This window comes from Streptomyces thermocarboxydus, from assembly GCF_024760485.1.
In the GTDB taxonomy this organism is placed as follows: domain Bacteria; phylum Actinomycetota; class Actinomycetes; order Streptomycetales; family Streptomycetaceae; genus Streptomyces; species Streptomyces cellulosae.
In genome coordinates this window covers 6,993,533-7,012,678 of record NZ_CP058273.1, presented here as the reverse complement: position 1 = coordinate 7,012,678, position 19,146 = coordinate 6,993,533, and the positions used below count along the sequence as shown (strand labels likewise).

Genomic DNA, 19,146 nt, shown 5'->3' with positions numbered 1-19,146 from the left:
AGGCGGCCGGAAGGACCGGCCGCCTCGCGTGCTCCCGTGTTCTGGATCAACTGCCGGGCCGCCCGGAGGCAACGCCCACCGCCGGAAGCTGCCCCATTTGCCCGAGCCCGCCCAGGGGACCCGCGCCGGTCACCGGTCGGCGGTGACGGTGGCCGCCCGCTGCTTGCGGGCCGCCATGACGGCGTAGACCAGCACGCCGCCGAAGAGGAACAGCACGCCCTGGTAGACGGCCTGGTATCCGGCGCCGGCGACCAGCCACAGCGAGAACGCGGCGGCGACCGAGGCGATGATCATGTCGCGGACCAGGCGCCCGCGCTCGACGCGTTCCCGCTGCCCGGAGACGAGGTGGTAGAGCTGCGCGGCGGTGGCGAGGAGGTACGGGACGGTCGCGGTGAAGGTGGTGACGAGGACCAGCGTCTCGAACACCCGGGCCGTGCCGAAGGCGTAGTTGTACACGGTGAGCAGCGAGGCGAGGAGCACCGTGACGCCGACGCCCACCGTCGGGACGCCGCGCCGCTTGCGGGCCAGAGGGGCCGGGAAGAGCCCGTCCTTGGCGGCGGCGTAGGAGGTCTGGGCGGACAGGAGGGTCCAGCCGTTGAGGCAGCCGGTCATGGAGACGAGTGCGGCGAGCGCCACGGCCCAGCCGCCCCACGCGCCGCCGAACATGCCGTTGACGGCGTCCGAGAAGGGCGCGCCGGACTCGACGAGCCGGCCGTGGGCGACCGTGCCGAAGACGGCGAGGGTGCCCAGCAGGTAGACGACCGCCGCGCCGGCGGTGCCGATGACGGTGGCGCGTCCGACGGTGCGGCGGGCGTCGCGCACCTCGCCGGCGCTGACGGCGGCGGACTCCACGCCGAGGTAGGAGAAGAGCAGGATGGCGGCCGCGGCGGAGACGGCGCCCATCGCGCTCTCCCCGCTCGCCTGGAAGGGTCCGAGGTTGTCGGAGTCGAAGAAGAACAGTCCGCCGACGGCGACGAGCAGCAGCGGAACCAGCTTGAGCACGGTGGACACGACCTGCACGGCGCCGACGTAGCGGGTGCCCGCGTAGTTGGCGAGGGCGGGCAGCCACTGGATGACGAGGGCCGCGAGGCAGGCGGTCCAGCGGTGCTCGCCGACCGGGATCAGCACGTCGAGGTAGCCGACGGCGGCCACGGCGAGGGCCGCGTTGGACACCCAGGTGGTGATCCAGTAGGCCCAGGCGGCGAGGAACCCGGCGAAGTCGCCGAAGGCCTCGCGGGCGTACACGTACGGGCCGCCGGTGCGGGGGTCGCGTTCGGCGAGGCGGCCGAAGACCAGGGCCAGGGCGATCGCGCCGACCGTCAGCACGCCGAAGGCGACGAGGCTGATCGTGCCGTACGGGGCGATGGACGCCGGGAGCAGGAAGATGCCGCCGCCGATGATGTTGCCCATGACCAGCGCGGTGGCGACGGGCAGTCCGAAGCGGCGGGTGCGCCGTCCCGTGCCGTCGGAGGTGCCGTCGGGGTGGGCGGGGCCGCCGGGGATGTCCTGCGGGGCCGGAGCCGGTGGGGGGACGGTTCCGGTGACGTGCATGGGGTGGTGCGCCTCTCGTCGAACGGTTGCCCGGGATCGCCGGGCGCAGACATGGTCGGGGATAACGACGGATCGCTCCAAATCGGGCGTAAGCGTCCTGCCGCGGACTGCTCGGCGCAGGAAAAGATGCACTATGAAGGCATCCGGACGGGGAATCGTCCGGCGCCCGTCCGGGACGCGAGGCCGCTCCGTTCGCCCGTGGGGCGTCACGGGGTCATGCTGGAAGGACGTCTTCCCCCACATGACTCAGGGGGCTCGATGAGAGCGGTACGAGCTCACGACCGTGACGCGCCTTTGGACGATCTTGTCGTCGAGGAGGCCCCGTATCCGCACGCGGGCGAGGGTGACGTCGTCGTGAAGGTGCGGGCGGCCTGCTTCACGCCCGGTGAACTCAGCTGGCCCGCCTCGTGGGCCGACCGGGCCGGAAGGCCCCGCTCCCCCGTCGTACCGGGGCACGAGGTGTCGGGGGAGGTCGCCGAGGTGGCGCTCGGGACCACGGGACTGACCGTCGGGCAGCGGGTGATCGGCCTGACCGACTGGAACCGTGACGGCACCCTCGCCGAGTACGTGGCGGTGGAGGCGCGCAATCTCACGCCGCTGCCCGCGGACGTCGACCCCGTGCAGGCGGCGGCCCTGCCGATGCCGGGACTCACGGCGTGGCAGGGGCTGTTCGTGCACGGCCGGCTCGAGACGGGCCGGAGCGTCCTCGTGCACGGAGCGGGAGGGGGGGTGGGAATGGCAGCCACGCAGCTCGCCCGTGACGCCGGAGCGCGTGTCCTCGGTTCGGGCCGCGCGAGGAGCAGGGACCTGGTGCTGGAACTGGGCGCGGAGGAGTTCGTCGATCTGGAACAGCCTGCGTGGGAGGAAGCCGTGGGCCTCGTCGACCTCGTGTTCGACGCCGTCGGCGGGACGGTGCTCGACCGCTCGGCCGCCGTCCTCAGAGCGGGAGGCACCCTCGTCAGCATCTCCCGCCCGCCGACCGTGCGGCCTGACGAGGGCCGGGCGATGTACTTCATCGTCGAGCCCGACCGGGGTCATCTCGCGCAGGTCGTCGACCGTCACCGGCAGGGCCGACTGCGGCCCCTGGTGGGGAGCGTCCGCCCGCTCGCCGAGGCGCCGGACGCGTTCCGCACCAAGTCCGGGACGGCCGGGAAGACCGTCGTCACCGTCGCGTGACGCCGGCGCGGCCGTCGGGGGCGGGGGTTCCGCCACGACGGAAAGCAGTCACTCCCATGGATCTCAAGCTCGAACTCATCGTGCTGCCGGTGTCGGACGTCGACCGGGCCAAGGCCTTCTACGAGGCCCTGGGCTTCCGGCTGGACCTCGACAAGGCGGCAAGCGAGAACTGGAGGGCGGTGCACTTCACCCCGCCCGGCTCGGAGTGCTCGATCATCTTCGGCAAGGGCCTCACGTCCGTGCCGCCGGGCTCCGCGCAGGGCATGTACCTCGTCGTCCCCGACATCGAGAAGAGCCGTGCGGAACTCGTCGACCGCGGCATCGAGGTGAGCGAGGTCTTCCACGACGCGGGCGCCGTCTTCTACCACGGACACGGCGGCGGGGACCTCACCCACGACCCCGCCCTGGGGCAGGGCCGGGAGCCGGGTCTCCACCCGGACCGGATGTCCTACGGCTCCTTCGCCACCTTCAGCGACCCGGACGGCAACGGCTGGGTGCTGCAGGAGGTGCAGCAGCGGCTGCCCGGCCGCTGACGACGCGTCACCCCGAGCGGTCACCGGCTCCGGGCGGCCGCCGTCCCGTCGCCGGGACGGCGGCCGTCACCCCGAGTCTCTCCCGCTCACCCGGCCGCCACCGGGAGACGCAGGTAGTCGAGGCCGCTCGCGTCGAGCCAGAGGTGGCTCGGGGAACGGACCATGCGCAGCAGCACGTCCTCGCAGCCGGGGCAGCGCAGCACCGTCCCCGGGCCGCCGAGGTAGGCGTGCGCCTCGGCCAGCCGCATCCGCAGGCCGCAGCCCTGGCACTGCCCGGAGGCCATGGTCATGTCGGCGCCGAACAGCGACTCGAGGTCGCCGGCGGCGGCGTTGCCGTCGAGGAAGCCGGGTTCGGTGGTCATGGGTCGGGCTCCCTTCGCTCACCCGCCGGGGCCGAAGCGTTCGGTCCGTATACGGCGGGGATCGTGGCCGAGTGCCACGAGCAGACCGGCCGCCGTCTCCACGAATCCGGTGGATCCGCAGACGTAGCAGACCGGTTCGAAGTCCGGCGGCCACCCGCCGGCGGACAGATCGTTCGCGGTGATGCGCCCGGGCGGCCGCGGCCAGCCCTCCGGTGCGGAGCGGCTGTAGAGGAAGGTCTTGTCGAGTCCGGGGTCCTGCGTGCGCAGGTCCGGGACGAACCACTGGGATCGAGGGCTGCGGAGGCTGTACACCAGCCGGAAGGGGACGCGGTCGGAAAGGGCGCGCCGGGTGCGGATCATCGCCATGAGCGGCACGATTCCCGAGCCGCCCGCGACGAGCAGCACCGGTTCCTTCTGCTCGTCGGGCCGCCACACGAACCAGCCGCCGACCGGTCCGCGCAGTTCGATCACGTCCCCCACCTCGAGGACGTCCACCAGGTACGGGGAGACCTCGCCGTCGTCGATCCGCTCGACGGTCAGCTCGACGCGTTCCCCGTCGGGCGCGGAGGCGATCGAGTAGCTGCGCTGCGTGCTGTAGCCGTCCGCCGCGGTGAGCCGTACGTCGAGGTGCTGTCCGGGCAGGTGGCCCGGCCAGCCGGGGACGTCGAACACGAGGGTGCGGGCGGTGTCCGACTCGTCGTGCCGGCCGGTGAGGCGGGCCTCCAGCCAGCGCAGGCGTGCGCCTAGTCGCCCTGGTACCGCTGCTCGCGCCATGGGTCACCGTAATCGTGGTAGCCGACGGTCTCCCAGAAGCCGCGTTCCTCCTCGTCGAGCAGCTGGATGCCGCGCACCCACTTCGCGGACTTCCAGAGGTACAGATGCGGGACGAGCAGGCGGGCGGGGCCGCCGTGTTCCGCGGGGAGTTCCTCGTCGTCGTAGCGGTAGGCGATCCACGCCTTGCCGTCGAGGAGGTCCTCGACGGGGAGGTTGGTGGTGTAGTCGCCGTAGGAGCGGACCAGGGCGTACTCGGCGCCGGACTCGACGCCGGCGAGGAGGACGTCGAGGGAGACGCCCTGCCATCGGGTGCCGAACTTGGACCACTTGGTCACGCAGTGGATGTCGACGGTGGGCGTCTCGGAGGGCAGGGACATCAGCTCCTGCCAGTTCCACCGGTGCCGCACGCCGGTCTCGCTGCGGACGGTGAACTCCCAGTCGTCGAGGCTCACCGCGGGTGTGGGGCCCGCGGACAGTACGGGGAATCCGGTGGTCTCGTACTGCCCCGGCGGCAGCTCGCGCCCCTGGTCCCGCGCCCGGCCGTGGAATCCGCGTGAAATGACGGCCATCTCGCATCACCGCTCTCGGAAGGAGGGCAGTGCCCATTTTTCAGGAGGGGGCGCGGCGCGGCATCTTGGCGGAGAGACACCGGACGGCGGTCCGTCCGGCGTCGGCTCCAGGCGCGCTCGGCCGCCGCCTCGATGTGGTCGAGGTGGGCGGGGCCAGGATGTCCTCGAAGGCGGCGGGACGGTCCGAGCTCAGGGGGCGGACGTCGCGGGCCAAGTGGGCCAGGGCCGGGGAGCGCTCGGGGCCGACGCCGAGGACCGCGACGCGGAGCTGTCCGAGGCCTTGCTCCCGGTCCTCGGGCGTGACGGTGCCGATGCCGGCGTCGGAGGGGATCAGCGCGACGAGGAGCACCGCGAGGCGATGGCAGTGGGCGGGGATCTCCTCGTCGGGCAGGCCCGCCGCGCGCAGCGCCTGGAGCACCTCGCGTCCCTGATCCGCAGGGCGAGGGCGGTGAGGCGGTCGCGCCAGTCGCCTTCGGGGCGGTGGCCCTCCATGGCGGTGAGGAGGGTGCGGTCGGCGACGGCGCGTGGTGATCTCCCAGGAGGGGAGGTCGATCGACTACTGCCTCGGACGGCACCCCCTGGAGCCCCTGAGCCCGGGACAGGACTCCTACTGGGGTTACGGCGGCACGGTGTGGGGAGGCGGGACGCCGGCGATGGCGCGCGCCGACGGCGGGCGGCAGTGGTGCGTCGCCGTCAGCCTCCAGCACTGGAACGAAATCGACGCGTCCGGCCGTCCGCAGCCGCACACCGTCGACGCGGCGCAGGCGGCCTTCCACCGCCTGGCCGCGACCGGCTGACCGGGCCGCAGCCCTGTTCAGGGCCCGTCAACTCCCGCCCACGGGGCGGCCGGTCCTCACGCGCTGCTGACGCCCGCGTCGCCTACCCTCGGTGCAGCAGGCACCGGCGCGCCGTGCGGGTGCACGTGGAGGAGGCGGGGGTGCTCGGTAGAGGGGCGTGGCTGATCGCGGGAGCCGTCGTCGTCACCTGCATGATGCTCCTCGGCCCCAGTACGCCCGCCGGCGCCCCGTTCGCCCGGACGGTGCCGATGGACGCCGCGAAGGACGTGGTGCCCAACCGGATCATGACGTGGAACCTGTGCAACCCGTGCGACGAGAGCAACGTCGACCGGGCCGCGGAGATCGCCGCGTACGCGCCGCAGCTCGTCGGCCTCCAGGAGGCGTGCGTACGGGACGTGGAGCGGATCCGGGACCACCTCGCCAACCTCCACGGGCTCGACTACCACGTCGAGTACGGTCCGGTGCTGCGCAACTGGAGCCGCTGCGGGGGCGCGCCGTGGAAGCCGGGAGGGTACGGGCAGGCGCTGCTGTCGGCGGCGCCGATGACCGACGTCGTCACGGCGGAGTATCCGGACGGCGGCTCGGAGGACCGCGGGTACATCGCCGTCACGACCGAGGTCGCCGGGCGGACCGTACGGGTCTTCAACACGCATCTGGCGCAGCGGCGTCAGGAGTCGGTGCGCGAGAAGCAGACGGCGGTGCTCGCGCCGCAGGTCGCCCGGTACGGGCGGGCCGTCGTGCTCGGCGACTTCAACGCCGTGCCGGACGCCCCCGAGCTGGCCCCGATGTGGGCGCTCGCCGAGGATACGGACGCCGGGTGCCGCCCGCCGGCCGCCGGTTCCTGCGAGCCGACGACGGACTGGCAGAGCAAGTTCGACTACGTGTTCCTGCGCGGGCTTTCGGCGCTGGCGCACGAGGTGCATCGGAGCCGGTTCTCCGATCACCATCTGGTGCACGCCGACGTCACCGCACGCTGATTCCGTTAAAAGTTTTGTTAGGAGGCGTGATTCGCGGATACACGTTCCGCGAACCGATCTCAAAGGAGTCAGTGATGGGCATTATCGCTTGGATTTTCATCGGTCTGATCGCCGGCGCGATCGCCAAGGCGCTCATGCCGGGCAAGGACCCGGGCGGCATCATCATCACCATGCTCATCGGCATCGCGGGCGGTCTGCTCGGCGGTTTCCTGGGCAAGGTGATATTCGGGGTGGACTCGATCGACGGCTTCTTCGATCTGTCGACGTGGATCGCGGCCATCATCGGCTCCGTCATTCTCCTCGCGCTGTACCGGGTTTTCACCGGCCGCAGCCACCGGGGCGGTCACGCCCACGCCTAAGGGCGCATTCAGTGGCGTGAAGTGACACCCCGCAGGCCTCTGCCTGCCACGCGGAAGGCCCCCGTCCGACGACGGGGGCCTTCCGCGTGCTCACGCGTCGCGGTGCGCAGCGGCGAGGAAGTCGCGTATCTCGTGGACGACGCGATCGGGTGCGTCCTCCATGAGGAAGTGGCCGGCCTCGGGTACGACGACGAGTTCGGCGCCGGGGATGTCGTCGCGCAGGCGCTCGGCGTAGTGGACGGGCTGCCACTGGTCCTCCGCACCCCACAGGATGCGCACGGGCATGGTGAGTTGTCCGAGCCGGCCGGCGATCTCCTGGGTGTAGCGCGCGTCGTAGTGCCGCACCTGGTGCTCGAAGAAGGAGGTGCGGCCGAGCCGTGACGCGTGGGGCGCGAGGTACGCGCGCAGGACGTCGCCCGTCATCCGTGACGGGTCGGCGACCGTCATGGTGAGCTGACGGGTCAGCAGGGCGTCGAACTCCTCCTGCGGCATCGCCGCGTGCGAGTCCAGCTCCTCGTCGATGATCCGCCGCCAGGTGGGCGACGGCCACGAGTCGTAGCTCACCGAGTCCATGATCATCAGGCGTCGCACCCGGCCTGGGTGGGCGAGGGCGAAGCGCAGGGCGACGGCGCCGCCGATGTCGTGCGCCACCAGACTCACCCGGTCGACGCCAAGGGCGTCGAGGAGGTACCCGAGCAGGCCGGTCTGAGCGGCGACCGAGGTGTCACGGTGGGCGGGGCGTTCGGAGAGGCCGTAGCCCAGCAGGTCGTACGCGATGACGCGATGGCCGTCGGCCTCGACGCGGGGGACGACGTCACGCCACTCGTAGGAGTGGGAGGGCGTGCCGTGGAGGAAGACGACCGGCTCGCCGCTTCCGCGGTCGCGGTAGGCCAGGCGTACTCCGTCGACGACGAGGTGGTCGGTCAGGAACGGCACGGTGCCCTCCTTGGGGGCCGGGGCGGCGGGACGGTCGGCGGAGCGCCGGCCGTCCCGTAGAATAGGTAGACCAGTCTACCTAACGAGAGGGGCGCGCCGTGTCAGGAGAGCGCGAATCGGCGGGAGCGGTCAGGCCCGGAAGGAGACGGCCCGCACGGGAGCGCATCCTGCGGGCCGCGGCGCGGCGCTTCTACCAGGAGGGCGTGACGGCCACCGGTATCGACACCATCACCGCCGAGGCCGGCGTGGCCAAGATGAGCCTCTACAACAACTTCTCCTCCAAGGCCGATCTCGTCCGCGCCTACCTGGACGACCGGCACGAGGACTGGCTGGTGCGGTACCGGGAGCGCGTGGGGCCGGAACCGGACCCGCGCGACGGTGTGCTGGGCGTCTTCGACACCTACATCGACGGCGCGGACGCCCCTCCCACCGGCGGCTTCCGGGGGTGCGGGCTGCTGAACGCCGCCGCGGAGATGCCCGCCGGGCACGAGGGGCGGGCACAGGTGCGGCAACAGAAGGAAGAGGTGGAGCGGATGATCGCGGAGCATGTGGAGACGCTGCTGCCCGGCCGTCGCGACGCTGCTCGGGCCACGGCGCGGCAGATCGCCTTCCTGCTGGAGGGGGCGATGGTGCGCGCGGGCCTGGAGGGCGACAGCCGCTGTCTGCGGGACGCGCGGGCCGTGGCGGCGCAGCTGCTGGACCAGGGCTGAGCGTGCCCGCTGAGCTGATCTTCGGCGCCCGCGTGGCGGTTCGAGGCGCGCGGGCCGTCAGGCGGCGAAGCCCACGTTGCTGACGTACTCGTACTGGCCCCACTCCGAGCCGAGGTCGACCACCGCGTCGCTGATCCACGCCTCGTCGAGGGCGGCGTCGTCCTGGGCCACCCAGGCCTCGACGATGCGGTCCCAGTGGCGGACGTTCAGCGTGCGGTAGGTGATCACGCGCTGGCGGGGGCGGTCGACCTGGGACTGGTTCAGCGGGTGGAACTCGACGCGGGTGCCGCGCCCCTCGCGGTTGAGGCGGGCGAGAAGGTAGCGGGCGACGTTGTGGCGGCGGACGGTGCGGTAGGCCGTCTCGATGCGTTCGAGGTTGCGGCGGTTGGGGGTGCGTCTGCCGTCGAGCCACGCCTTGAGGGTGCGGTCGGTGACGGTCAGTCCCGCCTCCCGGGCCGCCTCGCGGGCGTGATCGGTGCGGGTGAGGTAGTGCAGCCGGGCGAGCAGTCCGCGCCGTGCGGTGACCGGGGTGGCGACGAACCCGGCGAGCGCGTCGAGGCGGCGGGCGACGGCCTCGTGACCCTTCAGACCCCGGGCCCCGAACTTGCCGAACTCGATGTTCCGCTCCGGCACCCTCAGCTCCTCGGCTCTCGCACGTCGATCAGGCCCTCCGTATGCGCCCGTAGGCTACCGGATCACAAGATCGACGGAGGGTTCGCAGGGGTTCCGTACCCTGGTGGACATGCGCGTGCGCCCCACTTTGAGATGGACCCCGACGGAGGACCTGCCGCCGGCCACCACGGATCTGGAGCCCGTCGTCGACGCGCTGCGCGCCGGCGGCGTGCTGGTGCTCAGCGGGGCGGGGATCTCCACGGAGTCCGGGATCCCCGACTACCGCGGCGAGGGCGGGAGTCTGAGCCGGCACACCCCGATGACGTTCCAGGAGTTCGTGGGCGGGGCCGCCGCGCGGCGCCGGTACTGGGCGCGGAGTCATCTGGGCTGGCGGACCTTCGGCCGTGCCCTGCCCAACGCCGGGCACCGGGCGGTCGCCGCGTTCGGCCGGGACGGTCTGGTGTCGGGCGTGATCACGCAGAACGTGGACGGGCTGCACCAGGCCGCCGGCAGCGAGGGTGTGGTGGAGCTGCACGGGAGTCTGGACCGGGTGGTCTGTCTGTCGTGCGGGCGGACGAGCCCGCGCCGTGAGCTCGCGGAGCGGCTGGAGGCGGCCAACCCCGGCTTCTCGCCGGTCGCCGCGGGGATCAACCCGGACGGCGACGCCGACCTCACCGACGACCAGGTCGTCGGGTTCCGTGTGGTGCCGTGCGCGGTGTGCGGCGGCGTCCTCAAGCCGGACGTGGTGTTCTTCGGGGAGACGGTGCCGCCGCAGCGGGTGGAGCTGTGCCGGCGGATGGTGCGGGAGTCGGACTCCCTGCTGGTCCTGGGGTCCTCGCTGACGGTGATGTCGGGGCTGCGGTTCGTGCGGCTGGCGGCGGAGAGCGGCAAGCCCGTGCTGATCGTCAACCGGGACCCGACCCGCGGCGACCGGCACGCCCGGGCGCGGGTCGGGCTGCCGCTGGGCGCGGCGCTCACCACCGTCGCCGGGCGGCTGGGCGTCACGGTCGAGGAGGCGGCAGCCTGAGGAACGCCTGCCCCGTGGCTACAGGGCAGCGGCTGCCAGGCGTCGCCTGAGTTCGTCCTCGCTCACGTCCTCGAGGTGGGTCAGGAACACCCACAGATGCCCCGACGGGTCCCGCAGGATCACCGTGCGGTCCCCGTGGAACATGTCGGTCGGCGGCTGGAGGATCTCCGCGCCCTCCGCCTCCGCCCGCGCGGCCAGCGCGTCGACGTCCGGCACGAAGACGTGCAGCGTGACGGACGTGCCGCCGCCGAGGAAGGCGGGCGCGGTGAAGGACCCCTCCTCGGCCTCCTTCACGCTCGCGTCGCCCAGCATCAGCGTCGACCGCCCGATGGTGATCTCGGCGTGCAGCACTCCCCCGCCCGGCGCGTCCAGCCGGAAGTCCTCCCGCGCGCCGAACGCCCGCCGGTAGAAGTCGATCGCCGCCGCGGCGTCGTCGACCATGATGTGCGGGACCACCGCGTAGTGGTAACGCTCGGGAACGGCCGCCTCCGCCGTGCGCTCGTCCATGACCGACCTCCTCGTGGGCGCCGTGGCCTGCTGCCGCGACTTTCGAGGACGAACGTAGGAACTCAAGCTCGGTTGAGGTCAACCGCGCAGGGCGGAACGGCTAGCCGATCCGTTCCGCCAGCGCCACGATGATGCCCGAGGGGCCGCGCAGGTCGCAGAGGCGGTAGACGTTCTCGTACTCGACCACCTCGCCGATGAGTTCGGCGCCGTGGCGGCGCAGGCGGGCGAGCGTGTCGTCCAGGTCGTCGACGGCGAACATGACGCGGTGCAGGCCCAGGGTGTGCGGCGGCGGGTCGGGAGGGCCCACGGTGACCGCCGCGGGGGTGCGGTACTGGGTCAGCTCCAGCTTTCCGTGACCGTCGGGGGTGTGCAGCATCGCGATGCTCGTGTGGACGCCGTCGAGGCCGAGCATCCGGTCCGGGACGGTCCCCTCGATCTCCGCCCGGCCCTCCAGTTCCATGCCGAGGTCGGTGAAGAAGGCGACGGCCGCCTCCAGGTCGTCGACGTTGACGGCCACGTTGTCCATCCGCTGGATCGCCACGTATCGCTCCTCACGCGTCGCGCGGTGCGTTGCCGGCCCTTCGTACACCCGTGGCGCGGCCCGTGTCCCGCTTCCGCTCGGAGGGCGCGTGTCGCGGTGGCGGTCTCGACAGGGGGTGGGCTCAGTCGAGGTCGTCGAAAGCGCGGCGGGCGCGCTCGATCTCGGGCATATGGGCCGTGGCCCACTCCAGGAGCACGTCGACCGGCCGCCGCATGGTCTTGCCGAGCGGCGTGATGCGGTACTCCACGGCGACGGGACGGGAGCTGACGACCTCCCTCTCGACGATGCCGTTGCGTTCGAGCCTGCGCAGGGTCGCGGTGAGGGACTTCTGCGTCACGGCGGGGACGGCGCGGCGCAGGTCGTTGAACCGGCAGGGCCGCTCGCAGAGTTCGTTGAGGACGCTGAGCGACCACTTGTCCAGCACCTGGTCGAGCAGCTCACGGTGGGCGTTCTCGATCCGCAGCTCGCCGCTCGCGCGGCCGTCGTAGGTCTCCGGCACGATACCTGGTCTCCTTGAAGTGTCCTTCGGCCACCAAGTATCAACGGTATACCTGCTTCTTCGACACGAGGAGACTCCCGTGGCCGTCCGCCGTTTCACCCCCGAAGGCATGCTGCAGCCCACCCCGTACGAGCACGTCGCCGTGGGGACGGGCACCCGGCACGTCCACGTCAGCGGGCAGGTCGCCCGTACCGCCGACGGTGCTCCCCTCGCGCCGGGCGACCTCGCCGGGCAGGTCGCCCACGCGCTCCGGGGCACGGCGCGCGGCCTGCGCGGCGCCGGCGCCTCCTTCGACGACGTCCTGCGCCTCACCTTCTACGTCACCGGCTGGGCGCCCGAGAAGATCGGCCCGTTCATGGCCGGGGTGGAGGAGGTCGCCGGGGAGATCGGGCTGCGGGTGCCGCTCCCGCCGTCGTCCCTCATCGGCGTCGACCACCTCTTCGAGCCGGACGTGCTGGTCGAGGTGGAGGCGACGGCGATCCTCGACTGAGCCCGTCGAACTGGGCCTCACAGAGACGCCGTTGGCGGCTTTACCTTCTCTTTGCAACCTGGGTCCCCGCTCCCCCGTCTCTCCGCACGATCCATCCACCGGCCCGGCGGACGAAACCGTGCGGGCGAACCAGGAAAGAGAGCGTTCCATGCGCCGAAACGTCCTGAGCGCGGCGGCACTCGCGTGTACCGCCGTGCTGGCCACCGCGATGCCGGCGTTCGCCGACGACCCCTCCCCGGTCCCCGACACGACGTCGGCGCCCACCGACTCCGGCGAGCAGGCGGCCGAGACCGGCCCGAGCCCGGTTCCGTCCGACCGAGGCGCCGCCGAGGCGACTCCGGCTCCGGCGGAGGAGCGCGACGGGGTCTCCGTGGTGCCGCGCGGCGCCCCGGACACCGGTGACGCGCCGGTCGCCGCGGAGTCCGGCGGCGACCGGTGCTGATCGGCGGGGCGCCGCCGCGGTGCTCGCCGCGGGCGGCGCGCCGTCTCGTCGTGCGCCGGCGGGCGTCCGGGCATGACCCGTTCTCCAGGCGCGCCGTCGTCGCCGTGCCGTGGCCTGTCTGGTCGCGGGCTGCGGCGGCGGTGGCGGGTCCGCCGCCGACGGGCCGGCCGCGACGGGCACGCCGGGGAACCGGACGCCCGCAGCGGCGGGGTCGCCCGTCTCCGGGCCACGTCCCCTGGCGCGTTCGGTCCCGGTCGGTCTGGAGATCCCCGCCATCGGGGTCGACACCCCGGTCATACGGCTGGGTCTGGCCCCGGACCGCACGGTGGAGGTCCCTCCGATCACGGCGGACGACCCGGCCGGCTGGTACCGGTACTCCCCCACCCCCGGCCGGCCGGGTCCCTCGGTGATCCTCGGTCACGTCACGGTCGGCGCCTACGGCGACGGGGTCTTCCGTCAACTGGCGCGGCTGCGGCGGGACGACGGGATCACGGTGCGTCTGGAGAACGGCACGGCTGCGGAGTTCGCCGTCACCTCGGTCCGCACGGTCGCCAAGGCCGACTTCCCGACGGAGGACGTCTACGGCGACACCCCGCGGCCCGAACTGCGGCTCGTCACGTGCGGCGGGCCGCTGGAGGACGGCGAGTACCGCGACAACGTGATCGTCTTCGCGGCGCTCCGCGCCACCGCGCCCTGACCCGGCGCGCGCCCGGCGTCCGTGTGCCGGGCCGTCGCAACGGCGGCCCGGCACACGGACTTTCCCCCTTGCCCCGCGCGGTGTCCCCTCACCGGGCCCGCCCCGACCATGGAGAGCATTGAAACGGTCCCGCGAGCAGGCAGCGTCCGAGCTCTTCGCCGCCCTTTACCCGCGCCTCGCCGGCTGGTGCCGCCGTCTGGTCGACGACGACGGGACGGCCCACGAGATCGCCTCCGAGGCGTTCACCCGGCTGTGGTCACGCTGGACGTCCGTGACGGAACCACGGGCGTTCCTGTACGTCACCGCGGCCAATCTGGTGCGCGACCACTGGAGACGGCTCGACCGCGAACGGAAGACCGTGCGCCGGGTCGGCACCGAGGCGGCCGTACGTCCGCACACGGAACCCGCCGACCCGTCGGTGCGGATGCTGGTGCAGGCGCTGCCGGAGCGGCTGCGGGTGCCGATCCTGCTGCACTACTACGCTGACCTGCCGGTCCGGGAGGTGTCCGCGGTGACCGGACGCAAGGAAGGAACCATCAAGGCCGATCTTCACGCGGCCAGGGAGCTGCTCCGTGCCCACCTGAGGAGAAACCTTGATCACTCACGCTGACGAGGGGCCCGAGTTCGAGCCGGACGACCCGCTCGCGCAGCTCCTGCGGCCCACGTCCGACCATCTCGGCCCGCCGCCGGGCCGGTTCGAGACGATCCGCCGCCGTGCGGCGCGGCGACGGCTGGTCCGTACGACGGTGGGGGCCGGTCTGACGTGCGCCGTGGCCCTGCTCGTCGCGCTGCCGCTGCAGAACGCGACGACGACCTCCGACCGGCCGGTGTCACCCACGGTCCCGCTGGCCCCTCCGCCCCTGACCGGCTCCCCCACCCCTCACCCGACGACGGGCCCCACGGTGACGGCGGAGCCCGCCGAGCCCCCCGTGGACGCACGCCCCACCCCGGCGGCCCGGGAGTCGACCGCGCGCCGCAGCGGCGTCGCCCCGACGCCCGGGGCGGAGGTGCCGGAGCGGACGGCCGGCAGGGCGGCCGAGCCGACGCAGGAGTACCGGAGGCGGTGAGGACGGGTGCGGGTGGGTGTGGGGCACCCGGGTCTGCCCCTTGTGGGCGGCTGCGCCTGCTGCTTGGCTGGCGGGCATGACCGATCTTGGACCCGCCCCCTGGCCGCCCGCACCGGTCCCGACCGAGCGGCTGGTGCTGCGTGCGGCGGAGGCACGAGACCGTGCGGGGTTCGTCGAGCTGTACGCGTCGCAGGAGGTGCATACGTATCTCGGCGGCGCCGAGCCGCGGCAAGAGGTGGAGCGTGAGATGCCGGCCGTGCCGGGGCAGTGGCCTGGCAGCCTCGTCGTCGAGCTCGACGGGGCGATGATCGGGCACGTGCTGCTGAGGAGGGCGTCGGAGCACGCACGCCCCGCTGCGGTGGGCAAGGTCGACCTGGGCTATCTGTTCCTGCCGCGGGCGTGGGGGCAGGGGTACGCGGCGGAGGCGTGCGGGGCGGCGCTCGACTGGCTCGACGGCGTCCTCCCCGAGGAGCCGGTGGTCCTGGCCACGCAGACCGCCAACACGCGTTCCCTCCGGCTGGCGGCCAAGCTCGGGTTCGCGGAGGTGGAGCGGTTCTGGGCGTGGGACGCGGAGCAGTGGCTGGGGCTTCGGGCGGCGGCCTCCGCGTGACGGCGGGCGCCTGCCGGGCTACACCCGCGCCGGACGCAGCAGGACCTCACTGCCGATCGGCCTGAACCCACAGGCGAGGAAGGCGCGGAGGGAGCGGGCGTTGCCGGGGGAAACGGCGGCGAAGACGGGCTCGCCCTCCGGGACGAGGGACAGGGCGTCGGCGATGAGCGACCTCCCGTGTCCTCTGCCGCCGTCCTGGGTGTCGTGGAGTTCGATGCTCAACTCCCGCCGGCCGGCGAGACCGTCGGCCAGGGTGATGAGGCCGCGCTCGTCACCGTGGACCTCGACGTTCGTCCGTACGTCCCTGGCGTGGCGTACGCGCGGATGGTCGTCGGCGTCGGCCGGCTCTGCCAGGCGCGGCGGGCCTCCCGTGCCGCGGGCCGTGAGGGTCACGTCGATGACGTCGATCCAGCCTTTGGGGCCGGCCAGGTGGCGCAGGAAGTCCGGCGCGAGCGACGCGCCGAAGCCGTCCGGTTCCTGGGCCAGTACGTCCTGGCTGCTCAGGGCGGTTGCGACGACGGCGTGGCCGGTGAAGGCGACCGAGCACTCGAGCCCCCCGGCCAGCGGCGGCAGCACCGTCACCCTGCCGTCGACCGGGGGGAAGCGGCCGTCTGCGGCCGCATGGAAGTACGTCAGGAGCGGGTGCGGTGCGCGCACGGTTGCCCACCTGTCTGTCGAGGGAGTCCGGCAGGTGGCCATTGTGGGGCAGGCCGGCCCCCGTACGGCGCGTTAATTCGATCGACAGCGCCCGTCGGGGCGCGGCACAGTGGCCCACCGTGACGAGTAGTGAGCTGTGGGGACCCGAGTCCGCCGAACGTTATGACGCCGAGGAGACCGAGATGACCTCGGCCGCCGTCCTCGGGGCGACCGTCGGCTTCCTGGCCGAGCTGGCCGGGGACGGCCGTGCGCTGGAGTTCGCCGTCGGGACCGGACGTGTGGGCGTGCCGCTGCGGAAACGCGGTGTGCCGGTGACCGGCATCGAGCTGTCCGAGCACATGGCGGCCGTGCTGCGCCGCAAGGTCGACGAGGACACGCTGCCGGTGGTCCTCGGGGACATGGCGACGACCGTCGTGCCGGGTGAGTTCTCCCTGGTGTACCTCGTCTACAACACGATCTCGAACCTGCTCACGCAGGACGAGCAGGTCGAGTGTTTCCGCAACGCCGCGCGTCATCTGCGGCCCGGGGGCCGTTTCGTCATCGAGCTGGGCGTGCCGCCCCTGCGGTTCCTGCCGCCCGGGCAGGCCGCGGTGCCGTTCGACGTGTCGGAGCGCCATCTGGGGTTCGACACCGTCGACACCGTCGAACAGCTTCTCGTCTCGCACCACTTCACCCGCGACGGCGACGACGGCCGCTACCGCCGCGGCGCCTCCCGGCACCGCTACGCCTGGCCGGCGGAACTCGACCTCATGGCCCGTATCGCCGGGCTTCAGCCGGAACGCCGGGTCGCGGACTGGGACGGCTCACCGTTCACCCAGGAGTCGCCCAAGCACATCTCGGTGTGGCGGAAGTCCGGCTGAGGTGATCAGGCCGTGGCCGGCACCGGCTCCTTTGCGGGGCGGGGGGCCGGCTTCTGACGGGCGATGCCCAATCCGGTGTAGCCGCAGATCACCGCGATGATCACGCCGAAGTAGTTCAGGAACGCGTACGGGGCGTACGCCATGGTCGCGACCCCCAGGGTCGCGGACATGTAGGCCGCGGCCTCCGTCCACGGCACCAGCGGTACGAAGACCGTCCCGGAGTCCTCCAGGGTGCGCGAGAGGTTCTTCGGGGCGAGTCCGCGCTCGGGGTAGACGTCCTTGAAGGCCTGGCCCGGCACGATGATCGTCAAGTACGAGACACCCATCGCAAGGGCGGTGCCCAGAGAGCTCATCGCGGTGGCGAGGATGATCCCGCCCGTCCTGCGGACCTTGGCGAGCAGGCGGTGCATCAGGACGTCCAGGCAGCCGGTCACGGTAAGGATGCCGGCGAAGGCGAATCCGGCGAGGCCGATGAGGACGGTCGTCGTCATGGACGCCATGCCGCCCCGGTTGAGCAGCGTCTCGGCCGCCTCGGGCAGGTGCTGGGGGTCGATGCCTCCGTGTCCGTCCAGCATCGTCGAGGTGAAGCCCGTCGCCGCCGCGGACGAGATCTGTTCGAGGGTGAAGCCCTGCACGATGCCGCCCAGCGCTCCCGCGACCACCGACGAGGCGATGACGGTCGGCAGCGCCGGCTTCTTCATGACCGCGCCCACGAGCACCACGGCGGGCGGCAGCAGAAGCAGCAGGTTGAAGTGGAAGGCCTGTTCCAGCACGTCCTGGAGGGCCTGCGAGCGTTGGACGGCCTGGCCGTCGGCGTGCTGGGTGCGGCCGAGGACCAGGTACAGGATGCCCGCGAGGACGGCGGCCGGGCCCGTCGTCCAGAGCAGATGCCGGATGTGCTCGAAGAGAGTCGATCCGGCCACCGCGGGGGCCAGATTGGTGGTGTCCGACATCGGGGACATCTTGTCGCCGAAGTAGGCGCCCGAGATGATGGCGCCCGCCGTCATGGGCAGGGACACCCCCAGACCGCCGGCCACGCCGATCAGGGCGACGCCGACGGTGCCGACGGAGCCCCACGACGTGCCGGTGACCGTCGAGACGACCATGGTGATCAGGAACGCGAGGATCACGATCCACGAGGGCTGGATGGAGCGGAGCCCCCAGTCCACGATCATGGGAATCGTGCCGCTCAGCGTCCAGGTGCCGATCAGGATGCCGATCGAGATCAGGATCAGCAGTGCGGGCATGGCCGAGTCGATCTTCGACCGGATCCCCTCGAGCATCTCGTCCCAGGTCACGCCCAGGGTCAGCGCGATGACGCCGGCGACGGCGCAGGCCGCGACGAGGAGGACGACGGCGTCGAGACCGAGCCACAGCGTGCCGGTGACCATGAGGGCCAGCATCAGCACGACGGGCAGCGCGGCGACGAACAGCCCGGGGGTACGGCGCTCCCTTGAGGGCGGGGCCATGGTGGAGGGATCGGTCATGTCAGGTACTCCAGTGCTCGGCCGGGGCCGGGCCGGTCGGTGTGGGGGGGGAGGTCGGGGGGGCCGGCGGCTGAGGTGGCAGCGCGTCGCCGGGGCGGCCGAGACGTCCGGAGGTGACCGGGTCGTGCGGCTGAGGGCATGCGGAGGCGTGCCCGGGCGGACGGGGTGCGGCGCCCGGGGCGGGTCGTACGGGAAGGAGGTGCTCGGGTCAGCCGCCGGCCGGCACGCCGGAGGCCGAGGCGACCGCCGGGTTCTCGGCCGAGGCCGCCATCTGGTTCCGTACGCGGTCGAGGTGGAGCCGCATGAGGGCGGCGGCGCGCTCGGCGTCACCGTCCGCCACGGCGGCGGCGATCTCCTCGTGGTCGTCCAGGGAGTCGGCCGTGTGGGACGCCGGTACGTCCAGCGGGCTGCGCAGCAGGATGATCTGCTGCTGCACACGCCACAGTTGCTCGCCGATCCGGGGACTGCGGGCGGTGTCGGTCAGGGTCCGGTGGAAGTCCAGGTCAAGCCGGTGCACGAGACTCCGCCCGCTCCCGATGGTCTTCCGCGCCCGGGCACAGGCCGAGCGCAGCGCGGCGACGTCCTTGTCGTCGCGGCGCTCCGCGGCGAGCCGGGCGCACTCGCTCTCCAGCGCCGTACGGAGCTCGAAGAGGGCCGCCACGCTCGCCGGGTCGGCCGCGAAGACCGTGGCGCCCCGGTTGGGGGTGTGCACGAGCAGGCCCTCGCTGACCAGTTGTCGTACCGCCTCGCGCAAGGGCCCCCGGCTGGTGCCGAGCTCCCGGGCGAGCACCACCTCGTTGATCCGGGTGCCAGGTGTGAGACGGCCGCTGAGCAGCCGTTCACGCAGCACTTCGGCGATCTGGACGGCAAGGCCGCGTTGCAGGGTCTCGCTCACAGGCACTGCCT

The 19,146-nt window shown here is 72.6% G+C and carries 24 protein-coding genes and 3 pseudogenes; 14 read left to right on the top strand and 13 right to left on the bottom strand.

Features of this window, described 5'->3' with window-relative positions:
* Positions 1-129 precede the first annotated feature (129 nt).
* Positions 130-1,551: an amino acid permease gene (locus AY578_RS32090; RefSeq protein WP_258906739.1), complete on the bottom strand. Its 1,422-nt coding sequence runs from the start codon at positions 1,549-1,551 to the stop codon at positions 130-132.
* Between the two features lie 258 nt (positions 1,552-1,809).
* On the opposite strand from AY578_RS32090, the gene AY578_RS32085 reads away from it, so the two are divergent.
* Positions 1,810-2,727, top strand: a complete 918-nt coding sequence (locus AY578_RS32085; protein ID WP_026243650.1) for an NADP-dependent oxidoreductase — start codon at positions 1,810-1,812, stop codon at positions 2,725-2,727.
* Between the two features lie 56 nt (positions 2,728-2,783).
* Positions 2,784-3,260 (top strand): VOC family protein, encoded by a 477-nt coding sequence (locus AY578_RS32080; RefSeq protein WP_210635050.1) that lies wholly within the window; start codon positions 2,784-2,786, stop codon positions 3,258-3,260.
* Positions 3,261-3,346: 86 nt separating this feature from the next.
* Here AY578_RS32080 and AY578_RS32075 read toward each other — a convergent pair whose 3' ends face one another.
* The 4 genes and pseudogenes from AY578_RS32075 to AY578_RS32060 all read right to left on the bottom strand — a co-directional run.
* On the bottom strand, positions 3,347-3,622 hold the full coding sequence (locus AY578_RS32075) for a DUF6510 family protein (RefSeq protein ID WP_215048985.1): 276 nt from the start codon (positions 3,620-3,622) through the stop codon (positions 3,347-3,349).
* An 18-nt stretch (positions 3,623-3,640) separates the two neighbouring features.
* The gene (locus AY578_RS32070; RefSeq protein ID WP_161108637.1) at positions 3,641-4,396 is read right to left on the bottom strand and encodes a ferredoxin reductase; all 756 of its coding nucleotides are present in this window, start codon (positions 4,394-4,396) and stop codon (positions 3,641-3,643) included.
* Positions 4,366-4,965 carry a sulfite oxidase-like oxidoreductase gene (locus tag AY578_RS32065; protein WP_019523633.1) on the bottom strand — a complete coding sequence of 200 codons (600 nt, stop codon included), beginning with the start codon at positions 4,963-4,965 and terminating at the stop codon, positions 4,366-4,368. Before AY578_RS32065 ends, AY578_RS32070 begins: the two co-directional genes overlap by 31 nt.
* A gap of 122 nt (positions 4,966-5,087) precedes the next feature.
* Positions 5,088-5,490, bottom strand: a pseudogene (locus AY578_RS32060) (TetR/AcrR family transcriptional regulator); the annotation flags it as partial.
* On the opposite strand from AY578_RS32060, the gene AY578_RS32055 reads away from it, so the two are divergent.
* The 3 genes from AY578_RS32055 (at position 5,490) to AY578_RS32045 (ending at position 7,098) form a co-directional block, all read left to right on the top strand.
* Complete coding sequence (locus AY578_RS32055) at positions 5,490-5,762, top strand: hypothetical protein (protein ID WP_258906736.1); 273 nt, start codon at positions 5,490-5,492, stop codon at positions 5,760-5,762. The pseudogene AY578_RS32060 and the gene AY578_RS32055 sit on opposite strands and share 1 nt — an antisense overlap.
* A 140-nt stretch (positions 5,763-5,902) precedes the next feature.
* Positions 5,903-6,739 carry an endonuclease/exonuclease/phosphatase family protein gene (locus AY578_RS32050; RefSeq protein WP_215048982.1) on the top strand — a complete coding sequence of 279 codons (837 nt, stop codon included), beginning with the start codon at positions 5,903-5,905 and terminating at the stop codon, positions 6,737-6,739.
* A gap of 74 nt (positions 6,740-6,813) precedes the next feature.
* Positions 6,814-7,098 (top strand): GlsB/YeaQ/YmgE family stress response membrane protein, encoded by a 285-nt coding sequence (locus AY578_RS32045; protein ID WP_019523637.1) that lies wholly within the window; start codon positions 6,814-6,816, stop codon positions 7,096-7,098.
* 90 nt (positions 7,099-7,188) lie between these two features.
* On the opposite strand, the gene AY578_RS32040 is transcribed toward AY578_RS32045, so the two are convergent.
* Positions 7,189-8,034 (bottom strand): alpha/beta fold hydrolase, encoded by an 846-nt coding sequence (locus AY578_RS32040; RefSeq protein ID WP_019523638.1) that lies wholly within the window; start codon positions 8,032-8,034, stop codon positions 7,189-7,191.
* Between the two features lie 98 nt (positions 8,035-8,132).
* Between AY578_RS32040 and AY578_RS32035 the strand changes: the two genes are divergently transcribed.
* Positions 8,133-8,744, top strand: a complete 612-nt coding sequence (locus tag AY578_RS32035) for a TetR/AcrR family transcriptional regulator (RefSeq protein WP_258906726.1) — start codon at positions 8,133-8,135, stop codon at positions 8,742-8,744.
* Between the two features lie 57 nt (positions 8,745-8,801).
* Here the strand turns inward: AY578_RS32035 and AY578_RS32030 are convergent, their stop codons facing one another.
* The gene (locus AY578_RS32030) at positions 8,802-9,377 is read right to left on the bottom strand and encodes a hypothetical protein (RefSeq protein WP_019523640.1); all 576 of its coding nucleotides are present in this window, start codon (positions 9,375-9,377) and stop codon (positions 8,802-8,804) included.
* Positions 9,378-9,486: 109 nt separating this feature from the next.
* On the opposite strand from AY578_RS32030, the gene AY578_RS32025 reads away from it, so the two are divergent.
* The gene (locus tag AY578_RS32025) at positions 9,487-10,383 is read left to right on the top strand and encodes an NAD-dependent protein deacetylase (protein WP_028960380.1); all 897 of its coding nucleotides are present in this window, start codon (positions 9,487-9,489) and stop codon (positions 10,381-10,383) included.
* Positions 10,384-10,401: 18 nt separating this feature from the next.
* Here AY578_RS32025 and AY578_RS32020 read toward each other — a convergent pair whose 3' ends face one another.
* The 3 genes from AY578_RS32020 to AY578_RS32010 all read right to left on the bottom strand — a co-directional run bounded on the left by AY578_RS32020 (position 10,402) and on the right by AY578_RS32010 (position 11,930).
* Entirely contained in the window at positions 10,402-10,890 is a 489-nt protein-coding gene (locus AY578_RS32020; RefSeq protein ID WP_028960379.1) for a VOC family protein, read from the bottom strand.
* 100 nt (positions 10,891-10,990) lie between these two features.
* The gene (locus tag AY578_RS32015; RefSeq protein WP_019523643.1) at positions 10,991-11,431 is read right to left on the bottom strand and encodes a VOC family protein; all 441 of its coding nucleotides are present in this window, start codon (positions 11,429-11,431) and stop codon (positions 10,991-10,993) included.
* Between the two features lie 121 nt (positions 11,432-11,552).
* Positions 11,553-11,930, bottom strand: a complete 378-nt coding sequence (locus AY578_RS32010) for a winged helix-turn-helix transcriptional regulator (RefSeq protein WP_019523644.1) — start codon at positions 11,928-11,930, stop codon at positions 11,553-11,555.
* Positions 11,931-12,009: 79 nt separating this feature from the next.
* Between AY578_RS32010 and AY578_RS32005 the strand changes: the two genes are divergently transcribed.
* The 6 genes and pseudogenes from AY578_RS32005 to AY578_RS31980 all read left to right on the top strand — a co-directional run bounded on the left by AY578_RS32005 (position 12,010) and on the right by AY578_RS31980 (position 15,236).
* Positions 12,010-12,420 (top strand): RidA family protein, encoded by a 411-nt coding sequence (locus tag AY578_RS32005; RefSeq protein WP_019523645.1) that lies wholly within the window; start codon positions 12,010-12,012, stop codon positions 12,418-12,420.
* 148 nt (positions 12,421-12,568) lie between these two features.
* A pseudogene (locus AY578_RS32000) lies at positions 12,569-12,933 on the top strand (sortase-dependent protein); the annotation flags it as partial.
* Positions 12,913-13,559: pseudogene (locus AY578_RS31995) on the top strand (class F sortase). The pseudogenes AY578_RS32000 and AY578_RS31995, both read left to right, overlap by 21 nt.
* 118 nt (positions 13,560-13,677) lie before the next feature.
* Positions 13,678-14,169, top strand: coding sequence for an RNA polymerase sigma factor (locus AY578_RS31990; RefSeq protein ID WP_019523648.1), 492 nt, complete (start codon positions 13,678-13,680; stop codon positions 14,167-14,169).
* Positions 14,153-14,626 carry a hypothetical protein gene (locus AY578_RS31985; RefSeq protein ID WP_028960375.1) on the top strand — a complete coding sequence of 158 codons (474 nt, stop codon included), beginning with the start codon at positions 14,153-14,155 and terminating at the stop codon, positions 14,624-14,626. Before AY578_RS31990 ends, AY578_RS31985 begins: the two co-directional genes overlap by 17 nt.
* A 76-nt stretch (positions 14,627-14,702) precedes the next feature.
* Positions 14,703-15,236, top strand: coding sequence for a GNAT family N-acetyltransferase (locus AY578_RS31980; RefSeq protein ID WP_026243653.1), 534 nt, complete (start codon positions 14,703-14,705; stop codon positions 15,234-15,236).
* Positions 15,237-15,254: 18 nt separating this feature from the next.
* Here the strand turns inward: AY578_RS31980 and AY578_RS31975 are convergent, their stop codons facing one another.
* Positions 15,255-15,893: a hypothetical protein gene (locus tag AY578_RS31975; protein WP_028960374.1), complete on the bottom strand. Its 639-nt coding sequence runs from the start codon at positions 15,891-15,893 to the stop codon at positions 15,255-15,257.
* A 119-nt stretch (positions 15,894-16,012) separates the two neighbouring features.
* On the opposite strand from AY578_RS31975, the gene AY578_RS31970 reads away from it, so the two are divergent.
* Positions 16,013-16,753 (top strand): class I SAM-dependent DNA methyltransferase, encoded by a 741-nt coding sequence (locus AY578_RS31970; protein ID WP_028960373.1) that lies wholly within the window; start codon positions 16,013-16,015, stop codon positions 16,751-16,753.
* 5 nt (positions 16,754-16,758) lie between these two features.
* Here the strand turns inward: AY578_RS31970 and nhaC are convergent, their stop codons facing one another.
* A complete protein-coding gene (gene nhaC, locus AY578_RS31965) occupies positions 16,759-18,240 on the bottom strand; it encodes a Na+/H+ antiporter NhaC (protein ID WP_052183328.1) in 1,482 nt (493 codons plus the stop codon).
* Positions 18,241-18,448: 208 nt separating this feature from the next.
* Positions 18,449-19,135, bottom strand: coding sequence for a GntR family transcriptional regulator (locus AY578_RS31960; protein ID WP_019523654.1), 687 nt, complete (start codon positions 19,133-19,135; stop codon positions 18,449-18,451).
* Between the last annotated feature and the right edge of the window lie 11 nt (positions 19,136-19,146).

Excerpts from the sequence above, each read along its gene's own strand:
- AY578_RS32090 (WP_258906739.1), bottom strand. The coding sequence starts at position 1,551 with ATGCACGTCACCGGAACCGTCCCCCCACCGGCTCCGGCCCCGCAGGAC.
- AY578_RS32085 (WP_026243650.1), top strand. The coding sequence starts at position 1,810 with ATGAGAGCGGTACGAGCTCACGACCGTGACGCGCCTTTGGACGATCTT.
- AY578_RS32080 (WP_210635050.1), top strand. The coding sequence starts at position 2,784 with ATGGATCTCAAGCTCGAACTCATCGTGCTGCCGGTGTCGGACGTCGAC.
- AY578_RS32075 (WP_215048985.1), bottom strand. The coding sequence starts at position 3,622 with ATGACCACCGAACCCGGCTTCCTCGACGGCAACGCCGCCGCCGGCGAC.
- AY578_RS32070 (WP_161108637.1), bottom strand. The coding sequence starts at position 4,396 with ATGGCGCGAGCAGCGGTACCAGGGCGACTAGGCGCACGCCTGCGCTGG.
- AY578_RS32065 (WP_019523633.1), bottom strand. The coding sequence starts at position 4,965 with ATGGCCGTCATTTCACGCGGATTCCACGGCCGGGCGCGGGACCAGGGG.
- AY578_RS32045 (WP_019523637.1), top strand. The coding sequence starts at position 6,814 with ATGGGCATTATCGCTTGGATTTTCATCGGTCTGATCGCCGGCGCGATC.
- AY578_RS32025 (WP_028960380.1), top strand. The coding sequence starts at position 9,487 with ATGCGCGTGCGCCCCACTTTGAGATGGACCCCGACGGAGGACCTGCCG.
- AY578_RS32020 (WP_028960379.1), bottom strand. The coding sequence starts at position 10,890 with ATGGACGAGCGCACGGCGGAGGCGGCCGTTCCCGAGCGTTACCACTAC.
- AY578_RS31980 (WP_026243653.1), top strand. The coding sequence starts at position 14,703 with ATGACCGATCTTGGACCCGCCCCCTGGCCGCCCGCACCGGTCCCGACC.
- nhaC (WP_052183328.1), bottom strand. The coding sequence starts at position 18,240 with ATGACCGATCCCTCCACCATGGCCCCGCCCTCAAGGGAGCGCCGTACC.